We start from the raw sequence: 26,845 nt of genomic DNA on the forward strand, positions 1-26,845 counted from the left end.
CTCGCTGAAGGTACGAAGCAAGATGTGTTGTGGAAGCCGGCGTGTTCAGTGTGTTGCTGAATACGCCGGCTTTATCTTGCGGGACGATAAGCGTTGAAAATGCCCAGGCACCGACAAGCTTCACGTTCAAGCGCGGCCAGCGCCACGCGCTCCCGCTGCCGCAGCTGAAACCGGAAACAGATGCTCGCTCAGATAATCGACGAAGACCCGCGCTTTAGGCGAGATCTGACGCCCGGATGGCCACAGCGCGCGAAACACAGTCGGCGTGTCCGTGTACGTTTGCAGCACGGCGACCAGCGAGCCGCGCGCGAGTTGCGCGCGTATCGTGAAGTCGGGCACGCAGGCGAGGCCGAGATCCTGTTCGGCAAGCATCGTCAACGGTTCGACGGCGGTGGCGATGGCTGTGGTCGGGAGGTCGATGTTCAGCAACTCGCCGTCGCGCATCAATGGCCAGCGCCGCAGTTTGTTGGTGGTCGGAAAACGATGTTGCAGGCACGCGTGCTCGCGCAGTTGCTCGGGCTCGCTGGGCACGCCGCGCTGCGCGAAGTAGGCGGGCGATCCAACGATCACATGCCGGTACGTGCCCATCGTGCGCGTGACGAGCGTGGAGTCGATCGCGTCGCCGGTGCGGGTCACGACATCGAAACCTTCCTCGATCACATCGACCATGCGGTCCGAGAAGTCGATATCGAGCACGATGTCCGGGTAGGTCTTCATGAACGCGGCGATCACCGGCATCATCAGCGTGCTGACCATCGGCATGCTGACGCGCAGCAGTCCGCGCGGCGCGGCATTGGCGAGCGCCAGTTCGTTCTCGGCCGCCTCGATTTCTCCGATAATGCGCTGGCAGCGCGTCAGAAAGGTCGCACCCTCGGGCGTCAGCGCAATGCTGCGCGTGCTGCGGTGAAACAGGCGCACGCCGAGGCGTCCTTCGAGCCGCGAGATCGCCTTGCCCACCGCCGACGACGATATGCCCAACTGGCGTCCGGCCTCAGTAAAGCTGCGAGTTTCGGCGGCGCGCACGAACACGTTGAGTGAGCCGAACCGGTCCATTGCGCCGGGCGAAGCGCCGCTCTCGCCGTTCACGGTCTGCGCGGCTGCGCGTGCCGTAGTTGCGGCAGGACGGCCAGACTGTTCGGGCTGCGTCATGGGAAGCTCCTTGTCAGGCCCGCTGCAAAACGCTGGAAAACAGTACTTCCTTCAGATTGACGACCGGCGCCGGATCGCGCTGCGCTTTGGCGAGCAGAAACGCGCCTTGCATCGACGACACGATGAAGGTGGCGAGTTGCTCGCAGTTCGTGTCGGCTCGCACTTCGCGCGCCGCGACGGCGGCCCGCAAACAATATAGAACGGACTTTTCGGTTTCGGCGAAGATCGCATTGATCCGCGCGCGGATCGCTTCGCTGTCGCTCGAATCGGCGGCGAAGTTGCCGAGCAGGCAGCCATTGCGCGAATCGTTCAGGCTAATGAGCCGGATATGCACGTCGATGTATTTGCCGAGACGGTACAGCGGTTTCAGTTCGTCGTTGAGCAGCGTCTCGCGCATTTCGAGCCGCGCGCGCTCGAAATACAGTTCGATCACTTCAAGCCCGAACGCTTCTTTCGACGCGAAATGGTTCGTGAACGAGCCATGCGGCACGCCCGCCGCCTTGACGATGTCCCGCACGCTCGCACCGTTGAAGCCGAATTCGTGGATGACGCGCATGCCTTCGGCGATCAGCGTGTCTTTGTGTGAAGGTTTCGGCATGGTCGGAAATTCTCTGGCAATACAGACGCCCCGCATTGTGTCATGCACAAGTGCGGGGCGCTTGCTGGGTGGGCCGCGTCAGTCGAGTTCGATATGGCGGCCGCTATCCGACGATTCTACGGCGGCGTCGAGCAGCTTGTGCAGACGCACGGCGTGCTCGAACGTCGGCGCAGTGTGGCCGCCGGTGCGGACGTCGTCGGCGAAGGCTGCGTACAACTGGGCGAGTTCCAGCACCGCTGACGGCAAGTCGGACGGGGGCAACTGGTCGTACGATGCGGGCACTGGCAGCGTCGCGAGCGGCAGGTTGTTGCCGTGCGCGCCTTCGATCACGTAGTCGTCGCCGACATTGCCGAACGCCGAGCGGTTGGTGATACGCAAATCGCCTTCCGTGCCCGTGATGTCGATCTGCACGCCCGAGCCGTTGCGCTTGCCGCCCTCGATGTGCACCGACAGCACCGCGCCATCCTGCAAGCGGCCGGCGAGCACGAGTTGATCGGGCGTGGTGGTCGGCATGGCTTCGCCGGTCTCCGCGATCGTCACCTGCTCAAACTGATTGACGCTCAGCGCCGCGATGGCGTGCGGCCAACCCGTCGCTTCGAACAGCATGTCGAGGAAATGGCCTGCATAGATTGCGATCACGCTAGAGAAGTTTTCGGACGGCACGGTCCAGCGCAGCGATTGCGAACGCAGCGCCTGGAAGTAATTCATGCTCACGTGAATGCGTACCGAACGCAGCTTGCCGACGTAACCTTGCGCGAGCAGATCGCGCACGTAACGGTTATGCGGCGCGAGCCGCCGTTGCAGCCCGACCACGTGGCGCACGTTGGCCTCGCGCGCGAGATCGATCAATTCCTGCGAGGTGGCGACGCTCGGCGTCAGCGGCCATTCGCAGTACACGTCCTTGCCGGCCGCGATCGCGGCGCGCACGCCTTCGGCGTGCTGCGGCGCGGTCGTCAGCACGATGACGAGGTCGACTTCGGGATGCGTGACCAACTCATCGAGCGAATCGACGACGTATTTGAAGCCATAACGTTCGGCGACGCCTTGCGCCGCTTCGCGCCGCTGGCTGAACACGGCGGTTAATTCGTATTGGGGCAGCAGGCTCAGCACACGTACGTGGCCGTGTTGCGCCCAGTTGCCTACACCGACGATACCGACGCGAATCGGCGTGACTTTGGATACTGCGGATTTTTCAGTCATGGGAACACCTGCGCGATGGCGCGCAACGGAGCCGGCAGAAACGCGACACGCTGTTTCCGGCCGGCTCGAACAACAATGAATTACGCACCGGCGAACATGTCATTGAACTGCGTGACGAACGCGGCTTCGTTCGGGCCGGGGTTGTTGCGCAAGGGACGGGCGATCTCGACGATGGCTTCGTCAGCGTCCGTGCCGAGTTCATGCATGGTTTGCTCGATGAACGGTGCAAGCGGCATGGCGCGCGGTTCGTTCCTGCTGTCGAGCAAGTCGGTCTGCACCCACGGCGGCGCGATTTCGACGACGCGCACGGAAGTGTCCTTCAGCTTGTAGCGCAGCGATTGCGTGTACGAATGGATCGCGGCCTTGGCGGATGAATAGACGCCGGAGATGGCCATCGGCACGAAGCCGAGTACCGACGACACGTTGATGATGGTCGCGTCGCCTTGTTGTTTCAGATGCTCGACGAGCGCGCCGGTCAGGCGGATCGGGCCCATCAGGTTGGTGGTGAGCGTGGAGACGATCAGCGCGTCGTTGACCGGCTTGCTGAGGTCGTCGATCTGCATGACGCCGGCGTTGTTGATCAGCACGTTCAGCGACGGGTACTGCGCGATCAGTTGTTGCGAGACCGCGGTAATGCTTTGCGGATCCGTGATGTCCAGTTCGACCGACTGTATGCCGGGATTGGCGGCAATCGTTTCTTCGAGATTCGCCTTGCGGCGCCCGGCGATGATGACCTGATTGCCGAGCTTGTGGAACGCTTCAGCGAGTCCGCGGCCTATGCCCGAACCGCCGCCGGTGATGAAAATAGTGTTGCCTGTGAGTTTCATGATGGGTTTCTCAAAGTGGATTCAAGGTCCGCGTTGTCGTCGAGGTTGGGACAGCAACATGCGATGGGAGGAATATGGACGAACGTATTAAACCCATCAAGCGGCTTGACCTGAATGCACTATTCGACTGAGGCCAACAATGCTCTTGATGAGGGCAGTGCTGCGGCCATGCTTTTCCATCCGGCTGGTATCTAAACCAGTACGATTGTATTTTTTGTCAGAAGGAAGGCGGCGGCCTGCCGTCAGCCTGGCGGCGAATCAATCGCCCGCTTTGCTCAACTCGTGAGCGCGACGCAGCCGTTCGCGGCTGTTGCTCAGGTGCATGCGCATGGCGGCGCGCGCGTCGTCCGGGTCTTGGCGTTCGATCGCGCGATAGATCATCTGATGCTCGCTGAGCACATTGCGCAAATGCTCGATATGGTCGAGTTCCGCGATCTCCGCGGAGCCGAGCCGCGTGCGAGGACTGACCGCGCGGCCAAGCTGGCTGAGCACGTCGAAGAAATAGCGATTGCCGCTCGCGCGCGCGATCTGCAAATGAAACTCGATGTCGTGCGCGAGCGTGTCGGTGCTGCCGCGCTCGAGTTCGGACTCGAAACGCTCCAGCGCGCCGCGGATCTGCTTGAGGTTCTGATCGGTGCGCCGCGCCGCGGCGAGCGCGGCAGACGCGGCCTCGACGTCGATCCGGAATTCGATGATCGCCATCACGTCCAGCATGCTGGAGAGATCGGCGGCGGGCAACTGCATGGACTTTTCAGTGGCCGGCTCCAGCACGAAGGTGCCGATGCCGTGACGCGTCTCGACCACCTTGGCCGCCTGCAGGCGCGAAATCGCCTCGCGCACCACGGAGCGGCTCACCGAGAGTTGCTTCATCATGGCGACTTCGGTGGGAATGCGGTCGCCCGGCCTCAGGGTGCCGCGGCGGATTTCATCGGAAAGGGTGGCCACCACCTTCTCAGTTAGGCTGCTCATTTCTGTGGCTGGTTGATTGGTCGGCTGGGAATGCGCACGCTGCGCGTGCGAACTGCGGCGTGTGACGCCTCGGTATAGCCATCATAGCGTTTGTCCGGATGAGAACGTTTTGATTCGCGCGTTCGCGATGGTTTGCGCAGGCGTGGTTCGGGCTCGGCTTGTTGAAGGAGAGATATGGTGATTCTATTGTCATCGGACATCCTAGTTCAACCGTAGTTTTGATGTTCCCAAGGCTAACCGATCCGGTTATACAAGCGATGCAGAGGAATTTTCAGGGTAAACACCGCATTGGAATCAGCCGCCAACACGCAGTAGACTGTCGTCAGACAACGTATCACGCGTTTTGCGCCGCGAATCGGCTAAGGCAAACGTGCCGCGTTGCGCTCGATCAGGCCGCCTGAGCGGCCGAAACTGGAGACAATCTTGACGTCTGCTCTCACCACCGCCGCCGATCCGCTCGAATCAGCGGTCTCCAAGGTCAAGCGGCACGTGCTGCCGCTGTTTCTGATCATGTTCATCGCGAACTACATCGACCGCGTGAACATCGGCTTCGTCAATTCGCACATGCAGACCGACCTCGGCATCGGCGCCGCGGCTTACGGCCTCGGGAGCGGTTTGTTCTTCATCGGCTATGCGCTGTTCGAGGTGCCGTCGAACGTGTTGATGCAGAAGTACGGCGCGCGCGCATGGCTCACCCGCATCATGGGCACGTGGGGGCTGGTCGCGGCGGCGATGGCGTTCGTCTGGAACGACACTTCGTTCTATGTGCTGCGCTTTCTGCTCGGCATCGCCGAGGCCGGCTTCTTTCCCGGCGTGGTCTTTTACTTCACGCAGTGGCTGCCGCAGAAGGAACGCGGCAAGGCGGTGGCGGTTTTTCTCGGCGGCTCCGCACTTGCGTCGGTGTTGTCCGGTCCGATCACCGGCAGCTTGCTGTCGATTCGCGGCTTCGGTTTGCACGGCTGGCAATGGATGTTTCTCGTCGAAGGCGGTTTTTCGATCGTATTGTGCGCGGTGAGCTGGATGCTTCTGAAGTCGCGTATTCGCGATGCCTCGTGGCTCACCGCCGAAGAGCAGCACGTGCTCGAAACGTCGATCGCGGCGGAACAGGCCGCACGCGAGGCGCACGGCGGCGCGCATTTGCCGGCCATGAAACTGCTGAAGGATCCGCAGATTCTGCTGTTCTGCTTCCTGTACTTCGCGATTCAACTGACCATCTACGCAGCCACCTTCTGGCTGCCCACGATCATCCGCAAAATGGGCGGCCTGTCCGATTTCCAGGTCGGCATGCTCAACGCGATTCCGTGGCTCATCGCCATGTTCGCGATGTACTGTTTCGCGTTGTTGTCGGCGAAATGGCGTTTCCAGCAGGCGTGGCTGGCCGTGGCGCTCGTCATTGCCGCGTGCGGGCTGTTCGCTTCGACTTCGGGTAATCCGGTGCTGTCGTTCGTGGCGATCTGTTTCTCGGCGATCGGCTTCAAGGCGGCCGCTTCGCTGTTCTGGCCAATTCCGCAGGGTTATCTGGACGCACGTGTGGCCGCGGCGGTGATCGCGCTGATCAACTCGGTGGGCAATCTCGGCGGATTCTTCGCGCCGGCCGCGTTCGGTTATCTGCAGCAGCACACCGGATCGATTACCGGCGGCCTGTATGGCCTCGCCGTGGCTTCGTTGATCGCGGCGGCGGCCGGTTTCCTGACCCGCAACCGGCGCGTGAATCACGACGCGCTGCCGGAATCGCTCCAGCATAAAGTTCACTGACTACACTGACTGACAGAGCCGCTCAGCATGCGCCAATTCATTTCCAGTTTCCGTCCGCTGCCCCTGTCGAGAGCGATCGCACAGCGCCTCGATTTGCGCCGCCCGGCTCACTAACTTATCGGATCCAACATCATGTCCACGAAATCTTCCGAACTGAACGCCACTCCGGTCGTCACTGAACTGCGTGTCGTGCCTGTCGCCGGCCGCGACAGCATGTTGCTTAATCTCAGCGGCGCGCATGGTCCGTTCTTCACGCGCAATATCGTCATTCTTCGCGACAGCGCGGGACACACCGGCGTTGGTGAAGTGCCGGGCGGCGAGAGCATTCGCAAGACTATCGACGACGCGCGTCCGCTCGTCGTCGGCCAATCGATCGGCAATCTGCAAGCGGTCCTGAACAAGGCGCGCACGCAATTCGCGGACCGCGACGCGGGCGGCCGCGGTTTGCAGACCTTCGATCTGCGCACCACGATTCACGCGGTGACCGCGCTCGAAGCCGCGCTGCTCGATCTGCTCGGCCAGCATCTGGGCGTGCCGGTCGCCGCATTGCTCGGCGAAGGCCAGCAACGCGACGAAGTGGAAATGCTCGGCTATCTGTTCTATATCGGCGACCGCAAGAAGACCGATCTGGAATATGCCAGCGGCGCCGATGGCCGCGACGACTGGGAGCGCGTGCGCACCGAAGAAGCCATGACGCCCGAGGCGGTGGTGCGTCTGGCCGAAGCCGCACAGGCGCGCTACGGCTTCAACGACTTCAAGCTCAAAGGCGGCGTGCTGCCCGGCGACGCCGAGATCGAAGCCGTCACCGCACTCGCCGAGCGTTTCCCGAAGGCACGCGTCACGCTGGACCCGAACGGCGCCTGGTCGCTGGCGGAAGCGGTGCGCCTGTGCCGCGACCAGCACGACGTGCTCGCCTACGCGGAAGATCCGTGCGGCGCCGAAAACGGTTACTCAGGCCGCGAGGTGATGGCCGAATTCCGCCGCGCGACCGGCTTGCCGACAGCGACCAACATGATCGCCACCGACTGGCGCCAGATGGGTCACGCGATCCAGTTGCAATCCGTGGATATTCCGCTTGCCGATCCGCACTTCTGGACCATGCAGGGCTCGGTGCGCGTCGCGCAGATGTGCAACGACTGGGGCCTCACGTGGGGTTCGCACTCGAACAATCACTTCGACATTTCGCTTGCGATGTTCACGCACGTGGCGGCCGCTGCGCCCGGCAAGATCACCGCGATCGACACTCACTGGATCTGGCAGGACGGCCAGCGTCTGACGCGCGATCCGCTGCGGATCGTCGGCGGCAAGGTCAAGGTGCCGCAGGCCGCGGGGCTCGGTATCGAACTCGACATGGACGAGATCGAGAAGGCGCACGCGCTTTATCAGCAACACGGCCTCGGCGCGCGCGACGACGGCGTGGCCATGCAATATCTGATTCCGAACTGGAAGTTCGACAACAAGCGCCCGTGTCTGGTGCGTTGAACCCATCGATGATCCGGGTGGCGGCGCGAATGACCGCGCGCCCACCACAATTGAAGCCCCAAACGCCATACACGCCATGACTTCACCTCAAGAACTCAAAGCCATCGTTTCCGAAGGGCTGCTGTCCTTTCCCGTGACCGACTTCGACGCGCACGGCGAGTTTCGCGCCGACACCTATGCTGCGCGCCTCGAATGGCTCGCGCCCTACGGCGCGACCGCGCTGTTCGCCGCGGGCGGCACGGGTGAATTCTTCTCGTTGACGAAAACCGACTACACGAACGTGATCCGCACGGCGACCGACACCTGCCGAGGCAAGGTGCCGATTCTCGCGGGCGCGGGCGGCCCGACGCGCGTGGCGATCGAATACGCGCAGGAAGCCGAACGTCTCGGCGCAAGCGGCGTGTTGCTGATGCCGCATTATCTGACCGAAGCGTCGCAGGAAGGCATCGCGGCGCACGTGGAGCAGGTGTGCAAGTCCGTGCCGAACATTGGCGTGATCGTCTACAACCGCGCCAATTCGAAGCTGAACGCGGACATGCTCGAACGTCTCGCGGACCGCTGCCCGAATCTGATCGGCTTCAAGGATGGCGTGGGTGAAATCGAAGCGATGGTGACGATTCGCCGTCGGCTGGGCGAGCGTTTCTCGTATCTCGGCGGCCTGCCGACCGCGGAAGTCTATGCGGCGGCGTATAAGGCGCTGGGTGTGCCGGTATATTCATCGGCGGTGTTCAACTTCATTCCGAAGACGGCGATGGAGTTTTATCGCGCGGTCGCCGCCAATGATCACGCAACGCAAGGCAGGCTGCTCGACGAATTCTTCCTGCCGTATCTGGCGATCCGGAATCGTCGCGCGGGTTACGCGGTGAGCATCGTGAAGGCGGGCGCGAAACTGGTGGGCCACGACGCCGGTCCGGTCCGCGCACCGCTGACCGATTTGACCGATGAAGAGTCGGCGCAACTCGACGCGCTGATTAGAAAGCTCGGCGCGCAGTAAGCGGGCGGTGTTTCTCTGCCAATACGACGCCACGATTTTCATGCGGCGTTCGTCTTAGCGGTTGGTGGACCGACCGCTTTGATTTCAACACATTGACGGCGGCCGATTGAGCCTCCGCACGGCAAGCGCGGAGACCCGTCGTCGCCTTCAGCTCTTGCGAAACACCACGTGCGAAATCCGCTGCACCAGCAACGCGGCCGCCAGCGCCGCGACTGCAGTCAGCCACACGCCGATATGTATCGACTGCACCAGCGCATCGCGCGCCGTGTCGATCAACGCGAGCGTATCGAGCCCTGACGGCTTCATGTCCGCGATCAGCTTCAGACGCGACGCTTCATCGATCAGAATGCGCAGATCGACGAAGCGAGGCCGCCATTGCGACGCAGCAGGCTCACCGAGCACGCTCATCGTGCGCGCGACCACGTCGCGGTAATGATGCTGCACCACGGTCGCGACAATGCTCGTGCCCAGCATGCCGCCCACCATGCGCGTGGATTGCAGCAGCGCCGTGGTGATGCCGAAACGCTCGCGCCCCGCAATCTCCTGGCCAAACACATTCAGATTGTTGAGGATGAAGCCGAGACCGATGCCGACCGCAGCCATCGGCAATTCGATCCAGACGTGCGGCGTGTCCGGATTCGCGAACGCCAGCGCGATGGCAGCGAACAGCAGAAGCGCGAAGCCGATCGACAAAATTTGCGTCGGCTTCTTCATGTGAATCACGATGCGCGTATTCAGCAGACTGCCGAGCGCGATACAGGCGGCGATGGGCGTGGCGAGCAGGCCGGCCTGTTGCGGCGACAACCCGAATCCGCCTTGCAGCAGCAACGGCGCGAAGAAGATCAGCGAGAACATCACGAAGCCGGACAGCATGCCGAGCGTGAACAGCGTGACGAGTTGCGGGTCCCTGAACAGATCGAGCGGAATGATCGGGTGGGTCGCGCGCTTCTCGCAGATCAACAGTGCGATCGTGCCCACGATCACGCAAGCGGCCAGCGTGAGATTGCCGGCGGTCAGGCCGTTTTTTGGCACGGCTTCGATAAAAGCCTGCAGGCCGCCGAGCACGGCCGCGACCAGCGCCGCACCGAGCCAGTCGATTTTGACGTCGCCTTCATGCGGACGCCGGAAGGCCGGCAGATGCGCCCAGATGAAATACAGCGCCGCCGCGCCGACCGGCAGATTGATCAGGAAGGTCGAACGCCAGCCCCAGTGCTCGCTCATCCAGCCGCCGAGCGACGGTCCCGCCGCCGTGCCGATGCCGTATGCGGCGGCCATCACCACTTGCCAGCGCACGCGCGCGCGCGGATCGGGAAACAGATCGGGAATCGAGGCGAACGCGGTGCCCACCATCATCCCGCCGCCGACGCCTTGCAAGCCGCGCGCGATGACGAGAAACAGCATGTCGTTCGCGACGCCGCAGAGCACGGACGCCACCGTGAACGTGATGACCGCGGCGATCACGAAGCGCTTGCGGCCGAAGTAGTCGCCGAGCCGCCCGAACACCGGCACCGTGACCACCGACGCCAGCAGATACGCGCTGGCGATCCACGCGTAGTACTCGAACCCATGCAACTCGGCGACGATGGAAGGCAGCGCGGTGCTGACAACCGTCTGATCGAGTGCGACCAGCATGTTGACGAGGCCGATGCCGAGCATGGCGAACAGGGCGTTGCGGAACGGCAGGGCGGTGGCGGTCGGGTTCACGGATCTGAGGAGAATGCTGTGCAAAGGGGACGCTGTGCGGCCGGCGCAGGTCGGGGTCTTGACGACTGATGTCCTCTAGTTGTCTGACCTCTTGGGAAGGGATTATACGGGTTTTCCCTCATCTGGACCGTTCGTGTCAATTTGCTAGCAAAAATGCCGCGCTGTGACGCGCTGTGGTACGGGTATTCGCTGGGTTCGTGTGCGATTAGCTAGACTCGACAGTACGGATGTCTCTGCACTGCTGGTTTAGCTGGAAATCCAGGGACTGCTGCGGCGCGGCCGGCTCGCGACAGCGCGGCAATGGAGTTTGTTTCGTGTGGCCGCGGCCCGCTTATCGGCGGATTGACGCGCGGTCCTGTGTCGATTGAATGGAAGGAGAAGTGAGATGAAGAACCCGCGGAAAATATGGCCGATGCTGTCCGCGCTCGTTTTATTGCTCGGCGGCTGCGCGGCAGGCGGTAGCCAGCAAAGCGCGTCGCACTTGAGCGCATTGCAATGCCAGGACTTGGCCGCGCTCAAGAACAACGCCCCTCCGACGCCGGAGCGAAGCCGCAGCGAGCTGACAGCCCTAAGGAGCGCGGGCTACGACCCATCCAGGTGGTTCGACCCGTACTACCCGGCGGACCTGCAAGCGGCCCAGCGTCAGGTGGACAGTTGGTTCGCGGCGGAATGCCAGCATGCGCCGCCCGCTTGATGCGAAACATCGCCTGATGGTGAAGAGAGTGGCTTTCTTGACCACCCGTCGTTCAAGTGAGCGTCCGGTCGCCAGGACCTATGGGGCCCTGAGCCACTCAACGAACTGTTCGCCGAAGGATTAACTTGGCGACTTTCGCCGAATCGGATTCGACCGGCGACATTCACAAGTTCACACTGCCTCGATGGAACGAGGTGCCCGCAGACGCATACGTCGCGCGACACCTGGCACCCAGTCTGCTCCTCAACGCTCTCACCCGAAGCTCGGACTTTTGCCGAGCGCCATCGCCATCGCCTGCAGCGCGACGAGATACCCGTTCGCACCGAGTCCGCAAATCACACCAGTCGCCGCGCGCGACACCAGCGAATGGCGGTACGTTTCATCGCGCTTGTGGATGTTGGTGATATGCAACTCGATCAACGGTCGCTCGATCAGCTTGACCGCGTCGAAGACCGGCACCGACGCGAACGAAAAGCCGGCGGGATTGATGATCACCGCAGCGTCGCGTTCGAACGCTTCCTGCAGCCAGTCGACCATGGTGGCCTCGCTGTTGGTCTGGCGGAACTCGCACTGAAGTTCCAGCCGAACCGCTAGCGCCTCCACCTGCTGCTGGATCTGCGCGAGCGTGGTCGTCCCGTACAGATGCGGCTCACGCTTGCCGAGCATGTTGAGGTTCGAGCCATTCAGTACATATACGAGTTCAGTCATTGTTCGTTCGCCTGTTTGCAAATTTCGATGATTCAGCGTGGCGCCGCGGCGCCACGCGTATTACGTGCGGTGGCTGTTGCTCACGTGCGCCGGCGTAAAGTCCGCTTCGCCCGTGACGGCCGCCGTCGAGTCGGTGCGGTTCATGTCGATGCCGAGGGTTTCGCGCGCCGTCAGGATCATCACGAGCGAAATCACGTTGAAGACCACGCACACGGCGACCACACCCCAAGGCGAGCCGTTGCACACGGAGAAAAGCCATACCGCCAGCACCGGCATCGGGCCGCCCGCCACCAGGTTCGCGCCGGTATAGGCGAGCGCGGAGCCGGAGTAGCGCACATTGGTCGGAAACGCTTCGGCGAACGCGACCGGCTGAATGCCGCTTTGAAACTGCGTGAAGCCGAGGAAGAAGCCCATCGCCGCGAGCATCGGTACAAAGCTCTTGGTGTCGAGAATCTGGAAGTACACAAACAGCATCAGCAAGGTTGCGATCGAACCGATCGCGAGCGCCTTCTTGCGGCCGATCTTATCGCTCAGCATGCCGCCGGCAAGCGCGCCGACGATCGCGCAGACATTGGCGCCCATTAGCAACAGAAAGCCGGTTTGCTTCGGGATAGCGAGCGTCTTCGTGATGTAGCTGAGCGAGAACACCACGATCAGGTAGAAGATCGCCGCGGGTCCGCAGAAGAACAGCATCCAGCGCAGCACGGTTCTCCAGTGCAGGCGCAATGCATCGCGCAGCGGGCTGCCCACGTGTACGACTTCCGTTTTACGCAGCGCGACGAAAGCGGGCGTCTCGCTGACTCGCAAGCGGATATACACGCCGACCACCACCAGGATGAAGCTCAGTATGAAAGGAATGCGCCAACCGTACGAATCGAATGCCTGCGCCGACATCATGGACGACAGCAGAAGCAACACGCCGTTGGCCATGATCTGACTCAGCGGCGAACACAGGCCCAGCAGCCCGGAGTACTTGCCGCGCCGGTCGGCGCTGGCGTGTTCGATTGCCATCAACTGCGCGCCGGTCGACTCGCCGCCCAGCGCGAAGCCTTGCAGAATGCGCAGCAGCACCAGCAGGACCGGCGCCCATACGCCGATGCTCGCGTAGGTCGGCAGCAGGCCCATCAGCATCGAGGCGAGGCCCATCACCGTGACGGTGCCGAGCATGAGGTTGCGCCGCCCGAGCTTGTCGCCCAAATGGCCGCAGATGATCGCGCCGAGCGGCCGCGCCGCGAGCCCCACGCCGAAGGTCGCGAGCGAGGCGAGCAGGGCGGAGGTCGAATCCATCGACGGGAAAAACAGCTTGGGCAAAACCGTGGCGGCCAATGCACCGTAAAGCGTGAAGTCGAACCACTCGAGCGCGGTGCCGACGGCCGCCGCCGTCACCGCTCGGGTGCGCATCGCGGCATGCGTGCCTTGTTGTGTGTCCTGAATCATGTTGTCTCCTTAACCGTCGCCGCACGGGGTGCAGGTCGCAAGCGATGAGCGTTGCTAACCGTTTCCCGCTCTCTTGTCTGATCGATAAACTCGGGGGTGCTCTCAACTCGCTGTGCGCGTCGCGCCGCCTTGAAACCAAGGTTAGCACCCTTGGGTGGGATGCCGTTCCAGGGTGGAATTTCATCTCATAATGTGCAAAACTGGCTGCGCGAAGAACTCAGAAAAGATGGAGACCGGCATGCCAGGCGTTACCGAACGCACCCTCGCGGTACTCGAATTTCTCGCCGCGCAGATGGAGGGCACGCCGCTCGCGATGATCGCGGACGAGCTCGAGATTCCGCGCAGCGCGTGCCATCGGCTGCTCGTCGATCTGAAGCAATGCGGTTATGTGCGGCAGTTGCGCGAGCATGGCGATTACGTGCTCACCACCAAGCTCGTTGGGTTGGGGCTCGGTTTTCTCGCGACGTCCGGCATCGTTGACATCGCGCAGACGATGCTCGACCGGCTCGCCGAAACATCCGGCGAGCTGGTGCGGCTGGCAATCGTGGACGGCGACCGGCTGACGTGGGTCGCCAAGGCGCAGGGCGCGTTGAAGGGTTTGCGCTACGACCCGGACATGGGCATGGACACGATCCTCTCGTGCAGCGCCACGGGCCACGCATGGATGATGACGATGACCGACGAACGCGCGCTCGAACTCGTCACGCGGCAGGGCTTTGGGCAACCGAAACAATACGGACCGAACGCGCCGACCACGATCAGCGGACTGCTGAAGTTCGTGCACGCCGCGCGCGAACGAGGCTACGCGACGATCAACGAAGTCTTTGCCCCCGGCATGACGGCAATGGCCGCGCCCGTGCAGCGGCGCGGCTATCCCGCGATGGGGGTGATCAGTATTGCCGGGCCGCTCGTGCGGCTCGACGAAAAACGCATGGCCAGCCTCGGTTCGACACTGCTTGCGGCGGCCTCGGAACTTGCCGCCGCGAGCCACGCGTCACCGCTGTTCAATCGAGGCCGCTAGCCGCGTGCGCGTATCGCTGGGAATGATGCGCTCCGCCTTCAACCGGTCGAACAGCGCGAAGAACGAGTCGGGCGTGCTCTGATAATCGAGGAAGCCTGCTTGCCGGCTCTTGGTCATATCCGTGAGCACTTCCATCGGGCGGCCCAGGTCCGCGTCGGTGTGCCACCACGAGGCGAGCTTGCCGATATCGGCCTCCTTCAGATCGAAGCGCGCGGCGATATCGGCCCATGCCTTGCCGGCCTCCTGCATGCGGCCTTCGAGCGGACGTGTCTCGCCGTCGAACGGTACGGCTTCGATCCCGAAGTAGCCGGCGATTTGCGACCACATCCATTTCCAGCGGAACACGTCGCCGTTGACCACGTTGAAGTCTTCATTGCGCGCGTTCGCGGACGTGGCTGCCCACTCGAGGTGGCGTGCGAGCAGCCGCGCGTCGGTCATGTCGGTGAGACTGTTCCATTGCGCCGCGGAGCCGGGGAAGATGAACGGCTGGCCCGTCTGCTTGCACAAGGTTGCGTAGACGGCGAGCGTCACGCCCATGTTCATCGCGTTGCCGAGCGCGAAGCCGATGATCGTGTGCGGACGATGCACGCTCCAGCTGAAATCGTAGCGCTGCGCGGCCTCGAATAAGCGGTCTTCCTGCTCGTAGTAGAAGTTGTCGACCGGCTGGCGGCCTTGCTCCTCGCGAAACGGTGTGATGGGCACCGCGCCGGTCGCATACGCTTCGAACGGGCCGAGGTAATGCTTCAGTCCTGTCACGAGCGCGGCATGTTCGAGCGTGCCTGATGGACCTACGGCGTCCATCACATGACGCACCATCGCGCCGTTCACGCGAATGTTTTCTTTCTCAGTCGCCTGGCGCGACCACGCGGTGAGGAACACATGACTAAACGCCTGGCCGGCGAGTGCCTCGTTGACGGAGTCGGCCGATTGCAGATCGGCCGTAATCGATTCGATTGCCGGCGACACCGGCGTGCGTCCGCGCGAAAGTCCGGCGACGTGCCAGCCATTCGAAAGCAACTGGTCCGCAAGATTGCCGCCGACAATGCCGCTCGCGCCGATGATGAGTGCTCGTTTTTCCATAGGAGTAAAGCTCGGTAAGGGATGGCTGCTGCGATAAGAGAGTGACCCGCGTCACACGGATCGGTTCAGCACAAAATCGAATTCAAGCGTGCTGAACGGCGTGGTCATGGACGTGCCGTCCGGTGCCGTGCCTGCCTCATGGTGCTTCCACTGTGCAACGAGCGACGAGCGAACGCCGAACACCGCGTCCGAATCGAGGTACTGATCGCCTTCGCGGAACACGTGGGTCACGAGGCGCTCATAGCCCGGCGCCGTGATCATGAAATGCAGATGCGCCGGACGCCACGGATGCCGGCCGAGCGCCGCGAGCATACGCCCGACCGGTCCATCGTGTGGAATCGGATAAGGCTCGGCGACGATGGAACGGAAGTGATAGCGCCCGTCGGCGAGACTATGGAGCACGCCTCTCGCGCGATGCGTGTCGTCACCGGCGTGTTGCACATCGTAGAAGCCGTCCGCGTCGGCTTGCCAGACCTCGATGCGCGCATTGGCCACCGCTTCGCCGTCGGCTCCCTTGACGGTTCCCGATACGAAGCAGGGCTCGCCGCGTGCGCCGTTGGACACGTCGTCGCCATTTCGATAGGCGGGCGCGCCTTCGACGAAAAACGGTCCGAAGACTGTCGCTTCCGTGCAGCCCGGCGGCTTGCGGTTCGCCATAGCCGTGACGAGCATCGACAAGCCGAGCGTGTCCGAGAGCAGAATGAATTCCTGGCGCTTGTCGTCAGTGATGAGGCCGACGTCGGTGAGAAAACGAATGCCCTGTTCCCATTCGCTCTCGGTCAGATTCACTTCGCGCGCGAAATCATGCAGGTGCCGCACGAGGCTCGTGACGATGGTTTTCAGCCGCTCGTCGCCTGAGTGCGCGTGACGCGCCAGAACTGCTTCGGTGATTGTGTTTTCGTCGAGATTGCGCATGACCGTGGCGTCTCCTTCCTGTCGGTCATGCGATTATCGGCTTGTTTGGAAAGGGGCGCAGGCAAGCGGGTTGCACTGCGCGCACCGTTCGGATTTGCAGCCTGAAAATCAGTGGTTATTCCACCATTCGGTGGCTTTCTTTTTATCCCAGGCGGGCAGCACTTCACGATCGATCGATGCGTTGGTCAGTGCCGGGAAGTCTTTTTTGAATGCCGTCACGTCGTCGTCGAACTGGTCGCTCACGCTGATATCCCACGTTCCGCCGCTGAAACCCGCCACCGCCTGATCGACCAGCGGAATCACCGGTCCCGCGCGCAATTCACCGTCTTTACGTTCGACGATCGTGGCGTCGATATGGCCGAGATACACGATGGAATTCGGTTTGATGTCGACCACTTCGTGAAGCGGCGTAAAGAACATGCCGCGGATCGGGAATATGCCGCTTTGACCGGTTATGCCGCGCATCACATATTTGCCCGGCGCCAGCGGAAGGCGAATGAAATAATGATTACCCTTGTCGCTCGTCGTGGTGGCCTGATCGTCGAATTTGAAATTCAAACGGTCTTCGCGCGAGTCGGCTGCACCGCGCTCCATATTCACGACGATAGGACTCGGCTGATAGCTCGTGTGATAAGCGTTCTTGAGCGTTACCGTCATTAACGCGTACGAGTTTTTCGTGGTGTCGACCGAACTCGTCGAGGTGGTCGGCGACATGGTGGAAACAGTCGCGCAGCCTGATGTCAATAACGTGCCGGCAATGGCGAAGAGTGCGATGTACTTTTTCATTACGAATTGAAAGGAGTGTGGTTTGTGCTTGGGCCAGAATTAGAGTTGTTTATGCGGCGTGAATGATTCAGCACACGGCGCATGCCGTGTAAACGACAGCGCGAGAGAAAAACTTTAGCGTGTGTTTAATCGATGGCTTTTTAGAACTTCACAATCAATTCATTTATTCAAAAGCAGTGATGTAGAGAATGGGGCGACTCATTGCCTCGCCGCCCCAATTTAATCGCTCAACCGTTCTTCCAGGCAGCCGCCATCTCCGCCGCGAATTCCCGATAGGAGCGCGGCTGCCGGCCGAGCAGCGTCGCGAGATGATCGATTTGCGCTTGCGATGCGACCGCGCCGTCCTGCTGATAGCGGCTCATCATCAGACGCATGTCGTAGACGAGCCAGCCTGGCGCGGCTGCTTTCAAGCGCTGTTCGAGTACATCGAGGTCATCGCCGCCGTAACGCACGCTGCGTCCCAGCGCTTCAGCCCAAATCGACGCCACGGTCTCCGACGTGATCGCATCGGGGCCGACCAGTTCATACGTCTCGCGCGGCAAGCGGGTTGCGGACCGTTCGCGGCGCAGCAATTCGCGCGCGGCGGCCTCGCCGATGTCGCGCACGTCGACCATCGAAATACCTTTGGCGCCGATCGGCATACCGTACACGCCATGCGTCAGCAAAGGCTCTTTCTGGCGCACGTCGTTCTGGATGAAATACGCGGGACGCAACACGGTGGCCGGCAGATCGCAGTGTTCGATCATGCGTTCGACCGTGTGCTTGCCGGTGAAATGCGGCACGTCGACATACTCGGCGCCCTTGAACACCGACAGATACACCACGCCTTTCACGCCGGCTTCGCGCGCCACGCTCAGGGTTTGCAGCGCTTGGGTCAGTTCGTCCGGGGCGTTCGGCGCAAGCAGGAACAGCGTGCTGACGCCGTTCATCGCGCGGCGCAAGCCGTCCACGTCGGACAGGTCGCCTTGGACCGCGGTGACGCCGTCCGGGAATTGCGCTTTTTCCGGCGAGCGAGTCAGCGCGCGAACTTGCGCGCCGCCGGCTGCCAGAAGATGTTCGAGAACCTGCTTGCCGACCACGCCTGTACTGCCGGTTACGAGGATTGCCATGATTTTCTCCTTGGGTTGAATGGGCTGGATGTCAGCCCGTAGACACACAATAGATGTTCCATTTAAGGCGCGAAAGTGCAAAAATTCAGACACCTCGTCTCATATTTGGAACGATCATGGATTTGACGTCGCTGGCCGATTTCAATGCGGTTGCGCTGCACGGCGGCTTCGGCCCGGCCAGCCGGGCGCTCGACCGCCCCAAGGCCACGCTGTCGCGGCGCGTGGCGGAACTGGAAGAAACGCTTGGCGTGCGGCTGATCGAGCGTGGCTCGCGCACGTTGCGGCTGACCGAAGAAGGTCTCGCACTGCACGAGCGCACGCGGGGATTGATGGCGGAGATTCAGGAGGCAGGCGAGGCGGTAGCGTCGCGCGCGCCCGTGCCGCGCGGGCGATTGCGGATCAGTGCGCCGGTCGTGTTCGCGCACGTGGTGCTGGTGCGGATCGCGACACGTTTTGCGTTGGCCTATCCGCAGGTCGAGCTCGAAGTGGTGGCGGAAGACCGCGTTGTCGACCCGGTGGAAGACGGTTACGACCTGGTCATCCGCATCAATCCTGCGCCTGACCAGCAACTGGTGGGCCGGCGCATTCTCGGCGACGAACTGCTCCTGGTCGCTGCACCCACGATGTCGATACCTCCATGGGCCGCTGGCGATGCTGCCGCGTTGGCGGTGCCCGCGGTCGTGTCCGTGGCGGCATCGGCGAATGCGATATGGAGCGTGCGCACGGAAAGTGGTCCGAGATCGCTCGCGCCGATGCCGGTGCTGCGGCTCTCATCGCTGCTGATGGTGCGCAACGCGGTGCTCGATGGAGTGGGCGCGGCGATGTTGCCTAAATTGCTGGTCGAACAGGATGTGGCGGCGGGACGGCTCGTTTGCTGGGGTGTGGCGGATGGACCGCCGGTCGAGATCTGGGCGCTGTACAACTCGCGGCGCTTGCTGAGCGCGAAGGTCCGGGCGTTCATGGATCTGCTGCGAGACTTGCCGGGACGCGAGCGCCAATAGGCTGATGCAGGTGCCGATCGCGGCTTGCTTTTGCAACCGGCGCCACTTCGCAATCTCACTTGGGCCGTCGCACCGCCCGTACCTTGCCGCTGCTTCCGCCGCCGCAATAGAACCGGTCGCCGCCATTGGACTCAAGTCCCGACACGCTGACTCCTGCGGGCATCTCCAGCCGCTCCTGAACTTCGCCGGTGCGCGGATCGATGCGCCGCAATTCGCTTTCGTCGCCTTCCCACGTGCCATGCCACAGCTCACCGTCGACCCACGTGACGCCGGTCACGAAGCGATTGGACTCGATGGTGCGCAGAATCGCTCCCGTCTGCGGATCGACTTGATGGATCTTGCGCTCCCGATACTGTCCGACCCACAGCGTCCCTTCGGCCCACGCGAGTCCCGAGTCCGCACCGCCGCCCGGCGCGGGAATCGTGGCAAGCACGCGGCCGGTCTTGGGATCGATCTTCTGGATACGGTCCTCGGCGATCTGGAACAGATGCTCGCCGTCGAAGGCCGTACCGGCGTGCGCGGCGACATCGATCGAGCGGACCTGCTTGCCGCTTTCCGGGTCGAACGCGTTCAACGCGTTGCCCGTTGCGAACCAGACGTGCTGGCCGTCGTACGTCACGCCATGCACGCGTTCCATGCCCTCAAAGGGTCCGTACTCGGTGATGATTTCGGCGGCTGATCGTTTCATGACTTGTCCCTCGTGGTTTTCGTGTTGCCATCCTAATCAATCGGCAAGGGAGCGGGGAGTAACAAGGTCGTCGTGAATCCGGGCATGGGCGGCGTCATCCAGCGACGCGCGCGACCCCGGCCCAGCGACTGCACCTTGGCTTGCGCCGCCAGCGTATCGAGGGTTCGCTGCACGGTGCGCTGGCTCGCGCCGAGTGCGAGCGCGAGGGCCGAACTCGACCACGACTCGCCGTCCGCGAGCAAGGCAAGCACGGGCGCATGTTTGTCCTCGACAGGCCGCGCCAGCACGACCACCTCATGCCCATGTCGCGGCACCAGCGCGAACCCGCGCGGCGTCGCGCTCACGCCGGCCACGGTGCGAAGCACCGAACGCAGCCGCCCGAGTTCGACCCGTAGGCGCGCGCGATGCGATTCATCGGCGGCCTTGGCCCTGAAGGCTCGCGCAACCAGCACGTCGCGCGATACGTCGTCAGGCCATGCTTCGGCCAGCGCGCGGGCGAGCACGAACAACACCGGCCGGCTGGCGAGCGAGACCACCGTTCCCGCGTCGCGCACCACGTGACGGCACGCATCCACGATCAATGCTTTCGATGCCAGCAGCGCTTCCACCTCGTCGAGCAGTAGCGGACGTTCTTCGCCGCGCGCGAGCAGTCGCGCCGCCGGTGCGTTCAGAACGAGCGCGGCATTGTCGACCTCCGCCGTCAGAGCGGGGATGCTCGCGCGATCCGCTGCGCGCCGGGCTCGCTCCAGTGCGGCGCGTGCCGCTTTGGTCTGAAGGCGGCGCAGCGCGACACCGGCCACCACCAGTTCGTGTGCGGTTCTCAAAGCCGGTGGAAACGGCGTAGGGTCGAGCTCGGCGAGCGCGCGTTCGGCCTCGTCGAGACGCCCGATGAGCAGCAGGCGCCGCACCGCCAGATAGCGCGCATGTGCAGCGTTGAGACGGTCACCATGCGCTTCCAGTGTGGCGCATGCAGCGTCCAGTGCCTTCGTGGGCCAGTTGAGATCGCGCGAGGCGAGTGCAATCTCGGCCTCCGCGACGACACATCGCGCGCGAGCCACCGGCTCTCGCGCACCGAAGGCACGCGCGGCGCTGCGCAAGAGCGCCTTGGCCCGCACCAGATCGCCGAGCTGCGCCATCGCGATGCCGCGCAGCGCGAGCGCGGGCGCGTCGTCGCGCAAGGCGACGCGATTCAGCGCGCCGAGCGGATCGCCCGCGGCGAGCGCGCGCGCCGCCGCCGTGACTAGCGAGTCCATCTTCGAGTTGAATCACGCCACACTTGTCACTCCCGTCGTTCGAAGCCCGGGGCTAATCTAGCACGACCCACCCACAGCACTTCGCATAGCGAAGCAAGGAGGCAAGCATGACGACGAAACACAGCATCGGCACACGGGAAGAATGGTTGGCCGCACGGCTCGAACTGCTCGACGCGGAAAAGGCGCTCACGCGGCAGAGCGACGAACTGGCCCGCCAGCGGCAAGCGCTGCCCTGGGTACGAATCGACAAGGCATACCGGTTCGAGACCGATGAAGGCAGCGCCTCGCTCACCGATCTCTTTCGCGGACGCTCGCAGTTGCTCGTCTATCACTTCATGTTCGGCCCCGACTACGCCGCCGGTTGTCCGTCGTGTTCGGCGGTCGCGGACGGGTTCAACGGTTCCGTGGTCCATCTGGCGAATCACGACGTCGCAATGACGGCGGTATCGCGCGCGCCGCTCGCGAAGCTGCAGGCATACAAGCGGCGTATGGGATGGGCATTTCCGTGGGCGTCGTCGGCGGGCAGCGACTTCAACTTCGACATCAACGTCTCGTTCACCGAGCAGCAGCAGCGTGATGGAAGCGTCGAATACAACTACCAGCGCGGCGGCCATGCAATGGATACGACACCGGCGCCGGCGCCCGTGGTCGAGTTCGCGGCCGCGTGCGGAACCGACGCGCCCACGTATTCACTCGACAGGCCCGGCATGAGCGCGTTCGTGCTCGAAGACGGCGCCGTATTCCACACGTATTCCACTTACGGACGCGGTGTGGACGCGCTCTGGGGCATGTATCAGTGGCTCGACCGCGCGCCCAAAGGACGTAACGAAACGGGTGTGTGGTGGCGCCGGCATGATGAATACGAGAAGCACTGAGGCAACTGCGGGCCGGCCGCCTTTGCGGTGGCTCAGGCTCACTCCCCCCAAAGGGTTTGTCTCTACACAAAAGATGCACGCGCTTGCCGATAAAAGAATCGGGTGGTCGCACTCACGCAACAGCGCGCCGATGCCATATCGGCACCTGTTGCCATGACGCGACCTGACTCGATCGTTCGATACCGACGTGGGGCGCGTGCATGGTCCGATTCAGTTTCACACAGAAGCTCTGGCTGCCGCTGGTCGTCAGTCTCGTGGCACTTCTCGCCGTGTCCGTGTCGGCGGCGTGGCTGTCGCGGCAGACGCGCATCGAGGAGCGCAAAAACGATCTCGTGAACGTGGCGCATGTCGGACTCAGCATCGTGACCGAATATGCGGCGCTGGCGCAAAGCGGCGCACTTAGCGAAGCGGACGCCCGCCGGCAGGCGCTTGAACGGCTGCGCGGCATACGTTACGGCGAGGACGGCTATTTTCTCGTCATCGATTCGACACCGCGCATGGTCATGCATGCAATGAAGCCTGCGCTGAACGGCAAGGATCTCGCCGGCACTGCAGATGCCGACGGCCGCCACCACTACGTGACGTTCGCCGCGGTCGCGCAGAAGCCGAACGGCGGCTTCGTCGATTATGTTTTCCCGCATCCGCAGGACCCGCCCTCGGCCGCGGTCGGCAAGATCGGCTACGTGGTGCGTTACGCGCCGTGGGACTGGATCATCGCCACGGGCGCTTACGTGGATGACATCGACGCCGCGTTCAAGGAGTCTCTGTATTTCGTCGGCGGAATCTTTGCGGTCTTGGCGCTGCTGCTGTCCGCGCTCGTCTCGCTGACCAATCGCAGCATCCGGCGCACGATCGGCGGCGATCCGGTCTACGTCGCGCAAGTGGCCGGCGAAATTACCCGGGGCAACCTTGCCATTCCCATCAACCTCCGTCACGGCGACGAGTCGAGCCTGCTGCACACCGTGTACCTTATGCGCGACGCGCTCGCTCACACGATCGAACAGATCAAAGGCGCGGCCGACAAGGTGGCGACCGGCGCGCGTGAGATTGCCGGCGGCAACACGGATCTGTCGGCGCGCACGGAAAATCAGGCGGCATCGCTCGAAGAAACCGCGGCGAGCATGGAGCAAATGACGGCGATGGTCCGACAAACGGCGGAGAACGCGCAGACAGCGAGCCAGCTGACCGCCGGCGCGGAGCAGATCGTCAATCGCGGCGGCGAGATGGCGGCACAAGCGGTATCGACGATGCAGGAGATATCGACGGAATCGCACAAGATGGTGGAGATCATCTCGGTCATCGAAGGCATCGCGTTTCAGACCAATATTCTGGCGCTGAACGCGGCGGTCGAAGCGGCCCGGGCCGGCGACGCGGGGCGTGGTTTCGCGGTGGTCGCCGGCGAGGTTCGCACGCTCGCGCAGCGTAGCGCGGCGGCAGCGAAGGAAATCCGCGCGCTGATCAGCCACGCGGTGGACAAGGTCGGGACCGGCGCCGAGTTCGTCGGGCAAACCGGCGCGACGATTCACTCCGCGCGCGAGGCCATTGCGAAAGTCTCGGGTGTCATGCGCGATATCGCGGCGGCGGCCGCCGAGCAAAGCGCCGGCATCGATCAGGTCGGCGACGCCGTCGCGCAGATGGATAGCGTAACGCAGCAAAACGCGGCGCTGGTCGAGCAGGCCGCGGCGGTGGCGCAGACGCTCACCGAACAGGCGAGGCTGCTGCAGGTGTCGATCAGCCAGTTCAACTTGCAGCAGCATGGCGCCGACGAAGCGGCTGGGCTGTTGCGAGTCCGTAGGCCGGCAGCGGAAGAAGCGCGCGGATTTGCAGCCGTCGTTTGAACGTTATGCGGTGCCGCGCGCGCCTGAACGCTTAGAATTCACAGCGCTGACAATTGCAAACCGGCTCAGGTCTGTTATGTTCGCTGCTGAGCCGTTCAACACCCGTTCACATTCCACTCGTGATGCGGCGATGGACGTCCTCATTCCGGAACACACGTTCGACGTGCCTATGGAGGACTGCATCTGGTCGGTGCCGCGAAAACTCAACTCGACAAGCCGCGACGAACCTGGGATCTTGTGGCGCAGGTCGCCGGCTGGAGCCGTCGCGTGGGCTGGCGCGCGGGCGTGGCAAGCGCGGCGCTGCTATTTTGCTTGCAGAGCGTGGCGGCCTCCGATGGCGGCGCGGGCGCCGTCACGCTGTACGGTGTGTTGGACACCAGCCTCGAAATAACCGACCCGGGCTCCGGCTGGACTCCACGTCTGGACTCGGGCGCCTATCGTGGTTCGCGCGTCGGCTTGCGCGGCAGCGAGCCGCTCGGCAACGGCACCGATATCATCTTCACGCTGGAAAACGGCTTCAGCTCGGTCGACGGCACGCTTCAGGCTCCCGGAGTTCTATTCAACCGACAGGCGTGGATCGGCGCGCGCAACGGCTGGGGCGAACTGCGTTTCGGCCGGCAATATTCGCCCATCTATATCCCGTTCAAGGGCGACCTCGATGCGTTCGGCGCCGGCACGATCGCGTCCGGACTGAACAACCTGTCGAAGATCACGCCTTACGCCAGCAACGCGATTGCGTATTTCTCGCCGGTCGTCGGCGGCTTCAGCGCGACGCTGATGACGGCCACGCGCGATCCGTCGGAGAAGGACGGCAACGGCATCGACGGATACTACGTAACCGCCGCCTATCAGCTCGACAACTTCAGGCTGCTCTACGCGCGACAGCAGACGCACGGCGCGGGCGCGCTGCGGGCGAATCTCGGTGGCGCGACCTACGCGATCGACAAGGTGCGTGTGTGGCTCGCGTTCTTCAACGGCGATGGCGGCACGCCGCTCTATCACGGCGCGGGTGGATCGCTTTCCGCTCAGTACAGCTTTTCTCCGAGTGCTCGCGCCTCGCTGGGCTATGCGCACGTGCGCGACTATACCGGCGCGGGCGCGAGCGCCGACCAGTTCAGCGTGGCGTTCGAATATAACTTTTCGCGGAGTCTGCTGTTCTATTTCAGCGGGGCCTATCTGGCCAATCACGACAATGCCAGCTTCACCCTGCGCGGCGTCAACGTGACCGGGCTGCCGGTCTCGTATCCCGGCGCGCCGGTCAAGGGCGTGCAGCTTGGTGTGTTGGAGCGGTTCTAACTTGCCGCGGTGGAGTGATTGCCGCTGTGCTGCCGATAAGCGTTTGGCGAATCCGCTGTCATTGCGCCGACGGCGTGCCGACTGCCGCGCCGGTATCGTTACGCGGCGCCACACGCCAGACCGCATTGCCGACGTCGTCCGCCACCAGCAGCGCTCCACGCTTATCCACCGCTACACCGACCGGCCGACCGACCGCGTGACCGTCGGCGGTCAGAAAACCGCTCAGGAAATCTTCCGGAGCGCCTGCGGGTTGGCCCTTAACGAATGGAATGAACACCACCTTGTAGCCGCTATACGGCTTGCGATTCCACGAGCCATGCTGACCGACGAAAGCACCGCCTCGGTAATGCGCCGGGAACAGCGTCCGATCGTAAAAAACCAGCCCGAGCGATGCCGTGTGATTGCCCAGCGCATAGTCCGGTGCGATGGCCGTGGCGACTAGGTCGGGGCGCTGAGGTTTGACGCGCGTGTCGACATGCTGGCCGTAATAGCTGTAGGGAAAGCCGTAGAACGCGCCGTCTTTCACGGCCGTCATGTAATCGGGCACGAGGTTGTTGCCCAGGTCGTCGCGCTCATTGACGGCTGTCCACAGTGCGCCGCTGTCGGGCTGCCACGACATTCCGTTGGGGTTGCGCAAGCCTGTCGCGAAGGGCCGCATCTGGCCCGACGCCACGTCGAATTCGAGAATCCGTGCGCGGTCCGCTTCGGCGTCGACGCCGTTTTCTCCCGCGTTGCTGTTCGATCCCACCGTCACGTAGAGGTGCTTGCCCGAACGATCAGCCAGGATGTTTTTGGTCCAGTGATGATTGATCGGCCCAGCCGGCAGATCGGCTACCTTCACGCCGGGCGTGTCGATGCGGGTCGCGCCGGGCGTGTAGTCGAAGCGCAGAATGGCGTCCGTATCGGCGATATAGAGCTGATTGCCGATCAGCGCCATGCCGAACGGCGAGTGCAGGCCGCTGAGGAACACGGTCTGCTGATCGGCGATGCCGCTGCCGGTCGTATCGCGCAACATCACGATACGGTCGGGACTCGGCGTGCCCGCTCCCGCGCGTTTCATGACCTGTTTTCTAACCCAGCCGAATATGCCGCTGCCTTCGTCGTGCTGCTCGGGTGCATTGCTTTCCGCCACGAGCACGTCGCCGTTCGGCAGTGTGTAGAGCCAGCGCGGATGAGTCAGCCCGCGGCCGAATTGCGTCACGACAAACCCGTTTGGCGCAGTTGGGAGAAAGCCGACAGCCGGCGCCCGGACGGGCGCGATATTGACCGTGGTCATTAGCGACGATTCCGGCGCGGGCAATAGCGGTGACGGGCCAAAGCCGGTATCGGCGGGACTCGACGGTCCTGCCGCGCACGCGGCGAGCGGCAGCAGCATGAATAAGGCAAAGCGGTTCAATTGACGCATCCCGCGCTCCGGACGTTGAAGATGTACAACTTATCTTCGGTGAGAGCAGCAAGATGCTTGC

At 63.1% G+C, this 26,845-nt stretch carries 24 protein-coding genes; 9 read left to right on the forward strand and 15 right to left on the reverse strand.

What is annotated here, in order from left to right:
• Positions 1–126: 126 nt before the first annotated feature.
• From BPHYT_RS20380 to BPHYT_RS20400, 5 genes are all read right to left on the reverse strand, one after another.
• Complete coding sequence (locus tag BPHYT_RS20380; protein WP_049869197.1) at positions 127–1,149, reverse strand: LysR family transcriptional regulator; 1,023 nt, start codon at positions 1,147–1,149, stop codon at positions 127–129.
• A gap of 13 nt (positions 1,150–1,162) precedes the next feature.
• Positions 1,163–1,747, reverse strand: a complete 585-nt coding sequence (locus BPHYT_RS20385) for a TetR/AcrR family transcriptional regulator (RefSeq protein WP_012425997.1) — start codon at positions 1,745–1,747, stop codon at positions 1,163–1,165.
• 78 nt (positions 1,748–1,825) lie between these two features.
• On the reverse strand, positions 1,826–2,947 hold the full coding sequence (locus tag BPHYT_RS20390) for a Gfo/Idh/MocA family protein (RefSeq protein ID WP_012425998.1): 1,122 nt from the start codon (positions 2,945–2,947) through the stop codon (positions 1,826–1,828).
• 80 nt (positions 2,948–3,027) lie between these two features.
• A complete protein-coding gene (locus BPHYT_RS20395; protein WP_012425999.1) occupies positions 3,028–3,774 on the reverse strand; it encodes an SDR family oxidoreductase in 747 nt (248 codons plus the stop codon).
• A gap of 258 nt (positions 3,775–4,032) precedes the next feature.
• Positions 4,033–4,743, reverse strand: coding sequence for a FadR/GntR family transcriptional regulator (locus BPHYT_RS20400; RefSeq protein ID WP_012426000.1), 711 nt, complete (start codon positions 4,741–4,743; stop codon positions 4,033–4,035).
• A 423-nt stretch (positions 4,744–5,166) separates the two neighbouring features.
• Between BPHYT_RS20400 and BPHYT_RS20405 the strand changes: the two genes are divergently transcribed.
• The 3 genes from BPHYT_RS20405 to kdgD all read left to right on the forward strand — a co-directional run bounded on the left by BPHYT_RS20405 (position 5,167) and on the right by kdgD (position 8,974).
• The gene (locus BPHYT_RS20405) at positions 5,167–6,498 is read left to right on the forward strand and encodes an MFS transporter (RefSeq protein ID WP_012426001.1); all 1,332 of its coding nucleotides are present in this window, start codon (positions 5,167–5,169) and stop codon (positions 6,496–6,498) included.
• 132 nt (positions 6,499–6,630) lie between these two features.
• Entirely contained in the window at positions 6,631–7,980 is a 1,350-nt protein-coding gene (gene gudD, locus BPHYT_RS20410) for a glucarate dehydratase (RefSeq protein ID WP_012426002.1), read from the forward strand.
• Between the two features lie 76 nt (positions 7,981–8,056).
• The gene (kdgD, locus tag BPHYT_RS20415; protein ID WP_012426003.1) at positions 8,057–8,974 is read left to right on the forward strand and encodes a 5-dehydro-4-deoxyglucarate dehydratase; all 918 of its coding nucleotides are present in this window, start codon (positions 8,057–8,059) and stop codon (positions 8,972–8,974) included.
• 147 nt (positions 8,975–9,121) lie between these two features.
• On the opposite strand, the gene BPHYT_RS20420 is transcribed toward kdgD, so the two are convergent.
• Positions 9,122–10,630 (reverse strand): MFS transporter, encoded by a 1,509-nt coding sequence (locus BPHYT_RS20420; RefSeq protein WP_041759079.1) that lies wholly within the window; start codon positions 10,628–10,630, stop codon positions 9,122–9,124.
• A 433-nt stretch (positions 10,631–11,063) separates the two neighbouring features.
• Between BPHYT_RS20420 and BPHYT_RS20425 the strand changes: the two genes are divergently transcribed.
• Positions 11,064–11,372 (forward strand): DUF4148 domain-containing protein, encoded by a 309-nt coding sequence (locus BPHYT_RS20425; RefSeq protein WP_012426005.1) that lies wholly within the window; start codon positions 11,064–11,066, stop codon positions 11,370–11,372.
• Positions 11,373–11,624: 252 nt separating this feature from the next.
• Here the strand turns inward: BPHYT_RS20425 and BPHYT_RS20430 are convergent, their stop codons facing one another.
• Positions 11,625–12,080, reverse strand: coding sequence for a type II 3-dehydroquinate dehydratase (locus tag BPHYT_RS20430; protein WP_012426006.1), 456 nt, complete (start codon positions 12,078–12,080; stop codon positions 11,625–11,627).
• Between the two features lie 60 nt (positions 12,081–12,140).
• The gene (locus BPHYT_RS20435) at positions 12,141–13,517 is read right to left on the reverse strand and encodes an MFS transporter (RefSeq protein ID WP_012426007.1); all 1,377 of its coding nucleotides are present in this window, start codon (positions 13,515–13,517) and stop codon (positions 12,141–12,143) included.
• A 238-nt stretch (positions 13,518–13,755) separates the two neighbouring features.
• Here BPHYT_RS20435 and BPHYT_RS20440 point away from each other — a divergent pair, with 238 nt between their 5' ends.
• Positions 13,756–14,538, forward strand: a complete 783-nt coding sequence (locus tag BPHYT_RS20440; protein ID WP_012426008.1) for an IclR family transcriptional regulator — start codon at positions 13,756–13,758, stop codon at positions 14,536–14,538.
• On the opposite strand, the gene BPHYT_RS20445 is transcribed toward BPHYT_RS20440, so the two are convergent.
• The 4 genes from BPHYT_RS20445 to BPHYT_RS20460 form a co-directional block, all read right to left on the reverse strand.
• Complete coding sequence (locus BPHYT_RS20445; protein WP_012426009.1) at positions 14,512–15,618, reverse strand: SDR family oxidoreductase; 1,107 nt, start codon at positions 15,616–15,618, stop codon at positions 14,512–14,514. The genes BPHYT_RS20440 and BPHYT_RS20445 overlap by 27 nt on opposite strands.
• 51 nt (positions 15,619–15,669) lie before the next feature.
• A complete protein-coding gene (locus BPHYT_RS20450) occupies positions 15,670–16,533 on the reverse strand; it encodes an intradiol ring-cleavage dioxygenase (protein ID WP_012426010.1) in 864 nt (287 codons plus the stop codon).
• 108 nt (positions 16,534–16,641) lie between these two features.
• On the reverse strand, positions 16,642–17,319 hold the full coding sequence (locus BPHYT_RS20455) for a hypothetical protein (RefSeq protein WP_012426011.1): 678 nt from the start codon (positions 17,317–17,319) through the stop codon (positions 16,642–16,644).
• A gap of 227 nt (positions 17,320–17,546) precedes the next feature.
• Positions 17,547–18,428 carry an NmrA/HSCARG family protein gene (locus BPHYT_RS20460; protein WP_012426012.1) on the reverse strand — a complete coding sequence of 294 codons (882 nt, stop codon included), beginning with the start codon at positions 18,426–18,428 and terminating at the stop codon, positions 17,547–17,549.
• 116 nt (positions 18,429–18,544) lie between these two features.
• Here BPHYT_RS20460 and BPHYT_RS20465 point away from each other — a divergent pair, with 116 nt between their 5' ends.
• The gene (locus tag BPHYT_RS20465; RefSeq protein WP_012426013.1) at positions 18,545–19,429 is read left to right on the forward strand and encodes a LysR family transcriptional regulator; all 885 of its coding nucleotides are present in this window, start codon (positions 18,545–18,547) and stop codon (positions 19,427–19,429) included.
• Positions 19,430–19,484: 55 nt separating this feature from the next.
• On the opposite strand, the gene BPHYT_RS20470 is transcribed toward BPHYT_RS20465, so the two are convergent.
• Together BPHYT_RS20470 and BPHYT_RS20475 are read right to left on the reverse strand one after the other, a co-directional pair.
• Positions 19,485–20,117 carry a Vgb family protein gene (locus BPHYT_RS20470; RefSeq protein WP_012426014.1) on the reverse strand — a complete coding sequence of 211 codons (633 nt, stop codon included), beginning with the start codon at positions 20,115–20,117 and terminating at the stop codon, positions 19,485–19,487.
• Between the two features lie 32 nt (positions 20,118–20,149).
• The gene (locus BPHYT_RS20475; protein ID WP_012426015.1) at positions 20,150–21,370 is read right to left on the reverse strand and encodes a hypothetical protein; all 1,221 of its coding nucleotides are present in this window, start codon (positions 21,368–21,370) and stop codon (positions 20,150–20,152) included.
• A 107-nt stretch (positions 21,371–21,477) separates the two neighbouring features.
• On the opposite strand from BPHYT_RS20475, the gene BPHYT_RS20480 reads away from it, so the two are divergent.
• The 3 genes from BPHYT_RS20480 (at position 21,478) to BPHYT_RS20490 (ending at position 25,379) form a co-directional block, all read left to right on the forward strand.
• Positions 21,478–22,245, forward strand: coding sequence for a DUF899 domain-containing protein (locus tag BPHYT_RS20480; protein ID WP_012426016.1), 768 nt, complete (start codon positions 21,478–21,480; stop codon positions 22,243–22,245).
• 200 nt (positions 22,246–22,445) lie between these two features.
• A complete protein-coding gene (locus BPHYT_RS20485) occupies positions 22,446–24,083 on the forward strand; it encodes a methyl-accepting chemotaxis protein (protein WP_012426017.1) in 1,638 nt (545 codons plus the stop codon).
• A gap of 237 nt (positions 24,084–24,320) precedes the next feature.
• Positions 24,321–25,379, forward strand: a complete 1,059-nt coding sequence (locus BPHYT_RS20490) for a porin (protein WP_041759080.1) — start codon at positions 24,321–24,323, stop codon at positions 25,377–25,379.
• Positions 25,380–25,437: 58 nt separating this feature from the next.
• Here BPHYT_RS20490 and BPHYT_RS20495 read toward each other — a convergent pair whose 3' ends face one another.
• Positions 25,438–26,784 (reverse strand): PQQ-dependent sugar dehydrogenase, encoded by a 1,347-nt coding sequence (locus BPHYT_RS20495; RefSeq protein WP_012426019.1) that lies wholly within the window; start codon positions 26,782–26,784, stop codon positions 25,438–25,440.
• Positions 26,785–26,845 lie beyond the last annotated feature (61 nt).

It is taken from the genome of Paraburkholderia phytofirmans PsJN (assembly GCF_000020125.1).
GTDB lineage: Bacteria > Pseudomonadota > Gammaproteobacteria > Burkholderiales > Burkholderiaceae > Paraburkholderia > Paraburkholderia phytofirmans.

Coding starts and splice junctions, on each gene's coding strand:
- BPHYT_RS20485 (WP_012426017.1), top strand. CDS start 22,446: ATGGTCCGATTCAGTTTCACACAGAAGCTCTGGCTGCCGCTGGTCGTC.
- BPHYT_RS20445 (WP_012426009.1), bottom strand. CDS start 15,618: ATGGAAAAACGAGCACTCATCATCGGCGCGAGCGGCATTGTCGGCGGC.
- BPHYT_RS20440 (WP_012426008.1), top strand. CDS start 13,756: ATGCCAGGCGTTACCGAACGCACCCTCGCGGTACTCGAATTTCTCGCC.
- BPHYT_RS20435 (WP_012426007.1), bottom strand. CDS start 13,517: ATGATTCAGGACACACAACAAGGCACGCATGCCGCGATGCGCACCCGA.
- BPHYT_RS20430 (WP_012426006.1), bottom strand. CDS start 12,080: ATGACTGAACTCGTATATGTACTGAATGGCTCGAACCTCAACATGCTC.
- BPHYT_RS20480 (WP_012426016.1), top strand. CDS start 21,478: ATGACGACGAAACACAGCATCGGCACACGGGAAGAATGGTTGGCCGCA.
- BPHYT_RS20460 (WP_012426012.1), bottom strand. CDS start 18,428: ATGGCAATCCTCGTAACCGGCAGTACAGGCGTGGTCGGCAAGCAGGTT.
- BPHYT_RS20400 (WP_012426000.1), bottom strand. CDS start 4,743: ATGAGCAGCCTAACTGAGAAGGTGGTGGCCACCCTTTCCGATGAAATC.
- BPHYT_RS20475 (WP_012426015.1), bottom strand. CDS start 21,370: ATGGACTCGCTAGTCACGGCGGCGGCGCGCGCGCTCGCCGCGGGCGAT.
- BPHYT_RS20465 (WP_012426013.1), top strand. CDS start 18,545: ATGGATTTGACGTCGCTGGCCGATTTCAATGCGGTTGCGCTGCACGGC.
- BPHYT_RS20470 (WP_012426014.1), bottom strand. CDS start 20,117: ATGAAACGATCAGCCGCCGAAATCATCACCGAGTACGGACCCTTTGAG.
- gudD (WP_012426002.1), top strand. CDS start 6,631: ATGTCCACGAAATCTTCCGAACTGAACGCCACTCCGGTCGTCACTGAA.
- BPHYT_RS20495 (WP_012426019.1), bottom strand. CDS start 26,784: ATGCGTCAATTGAACCGCTTTGCCTTATTCATGCTGCTGCCGCTCGCC.
- BPHYT_RS20425 (WP_012426005.1), top strand. CDS start 11,064: ATGAAGAACCCGCGGAAAATATGGCCGATGCTGTCCGCGCTCGTTTTA.
- BPHYT_RS20450 (WP_012426010.1), bottom strand. CDS start 16,533: ATGCGCAATCTCGACGAAAACACAATCACCGAAGCAGTTCTGGCGCGT.
- kdgD (WP_012426003.1), top strand. CDS start 8,057: ATGACTTCACCTCAAGAACTCAAAGCCATCGTTTCCGAAGGGCTGCTG.
- BPHYT_RS20395 (WP_012425999.1), bottom strand. CDS start 3,774: ATGAAACTCACAGGCAACACTATTTTCATCACCGGCGGCGGTTCGGGC.
- BPHYT_RS20380 (WP_049869197.1), bottom strand. CDS start 1,149: ATGACGCAGCCCGAACAGTCTGGCCGTCCTGCCGCAACTACGGCACGC.
- BPHYT_RS20390 (WP_012425998.1), bottom strand. CDS start 2,947: ATGACTGAAAAATCCGCAGTATCCAAAGTCACGCCGATTCGCGTCGGT.
- BPHYT_RS20385 (WP_012425997.1), bottom strand. CDS start 1,747: ATGCCGAAACCTTCACACAAAGACACGCTGATCGCCGAAGGCATGCGC.
- BPHYT_RS20420 (WP_041759079.1), bottom strand. CDS start 10,630: ATGCTCGGCATCGGCCTCGTCAACATGCTGGTCGCACTCGATCAGACG.
- BPHYT_RS20455 (WP_012426011.1), bottom strand. CDS start 17,319: ATGAAAAAGTACATCGCACTCTTCGCCATTGCCGGCACGTTATTGACA.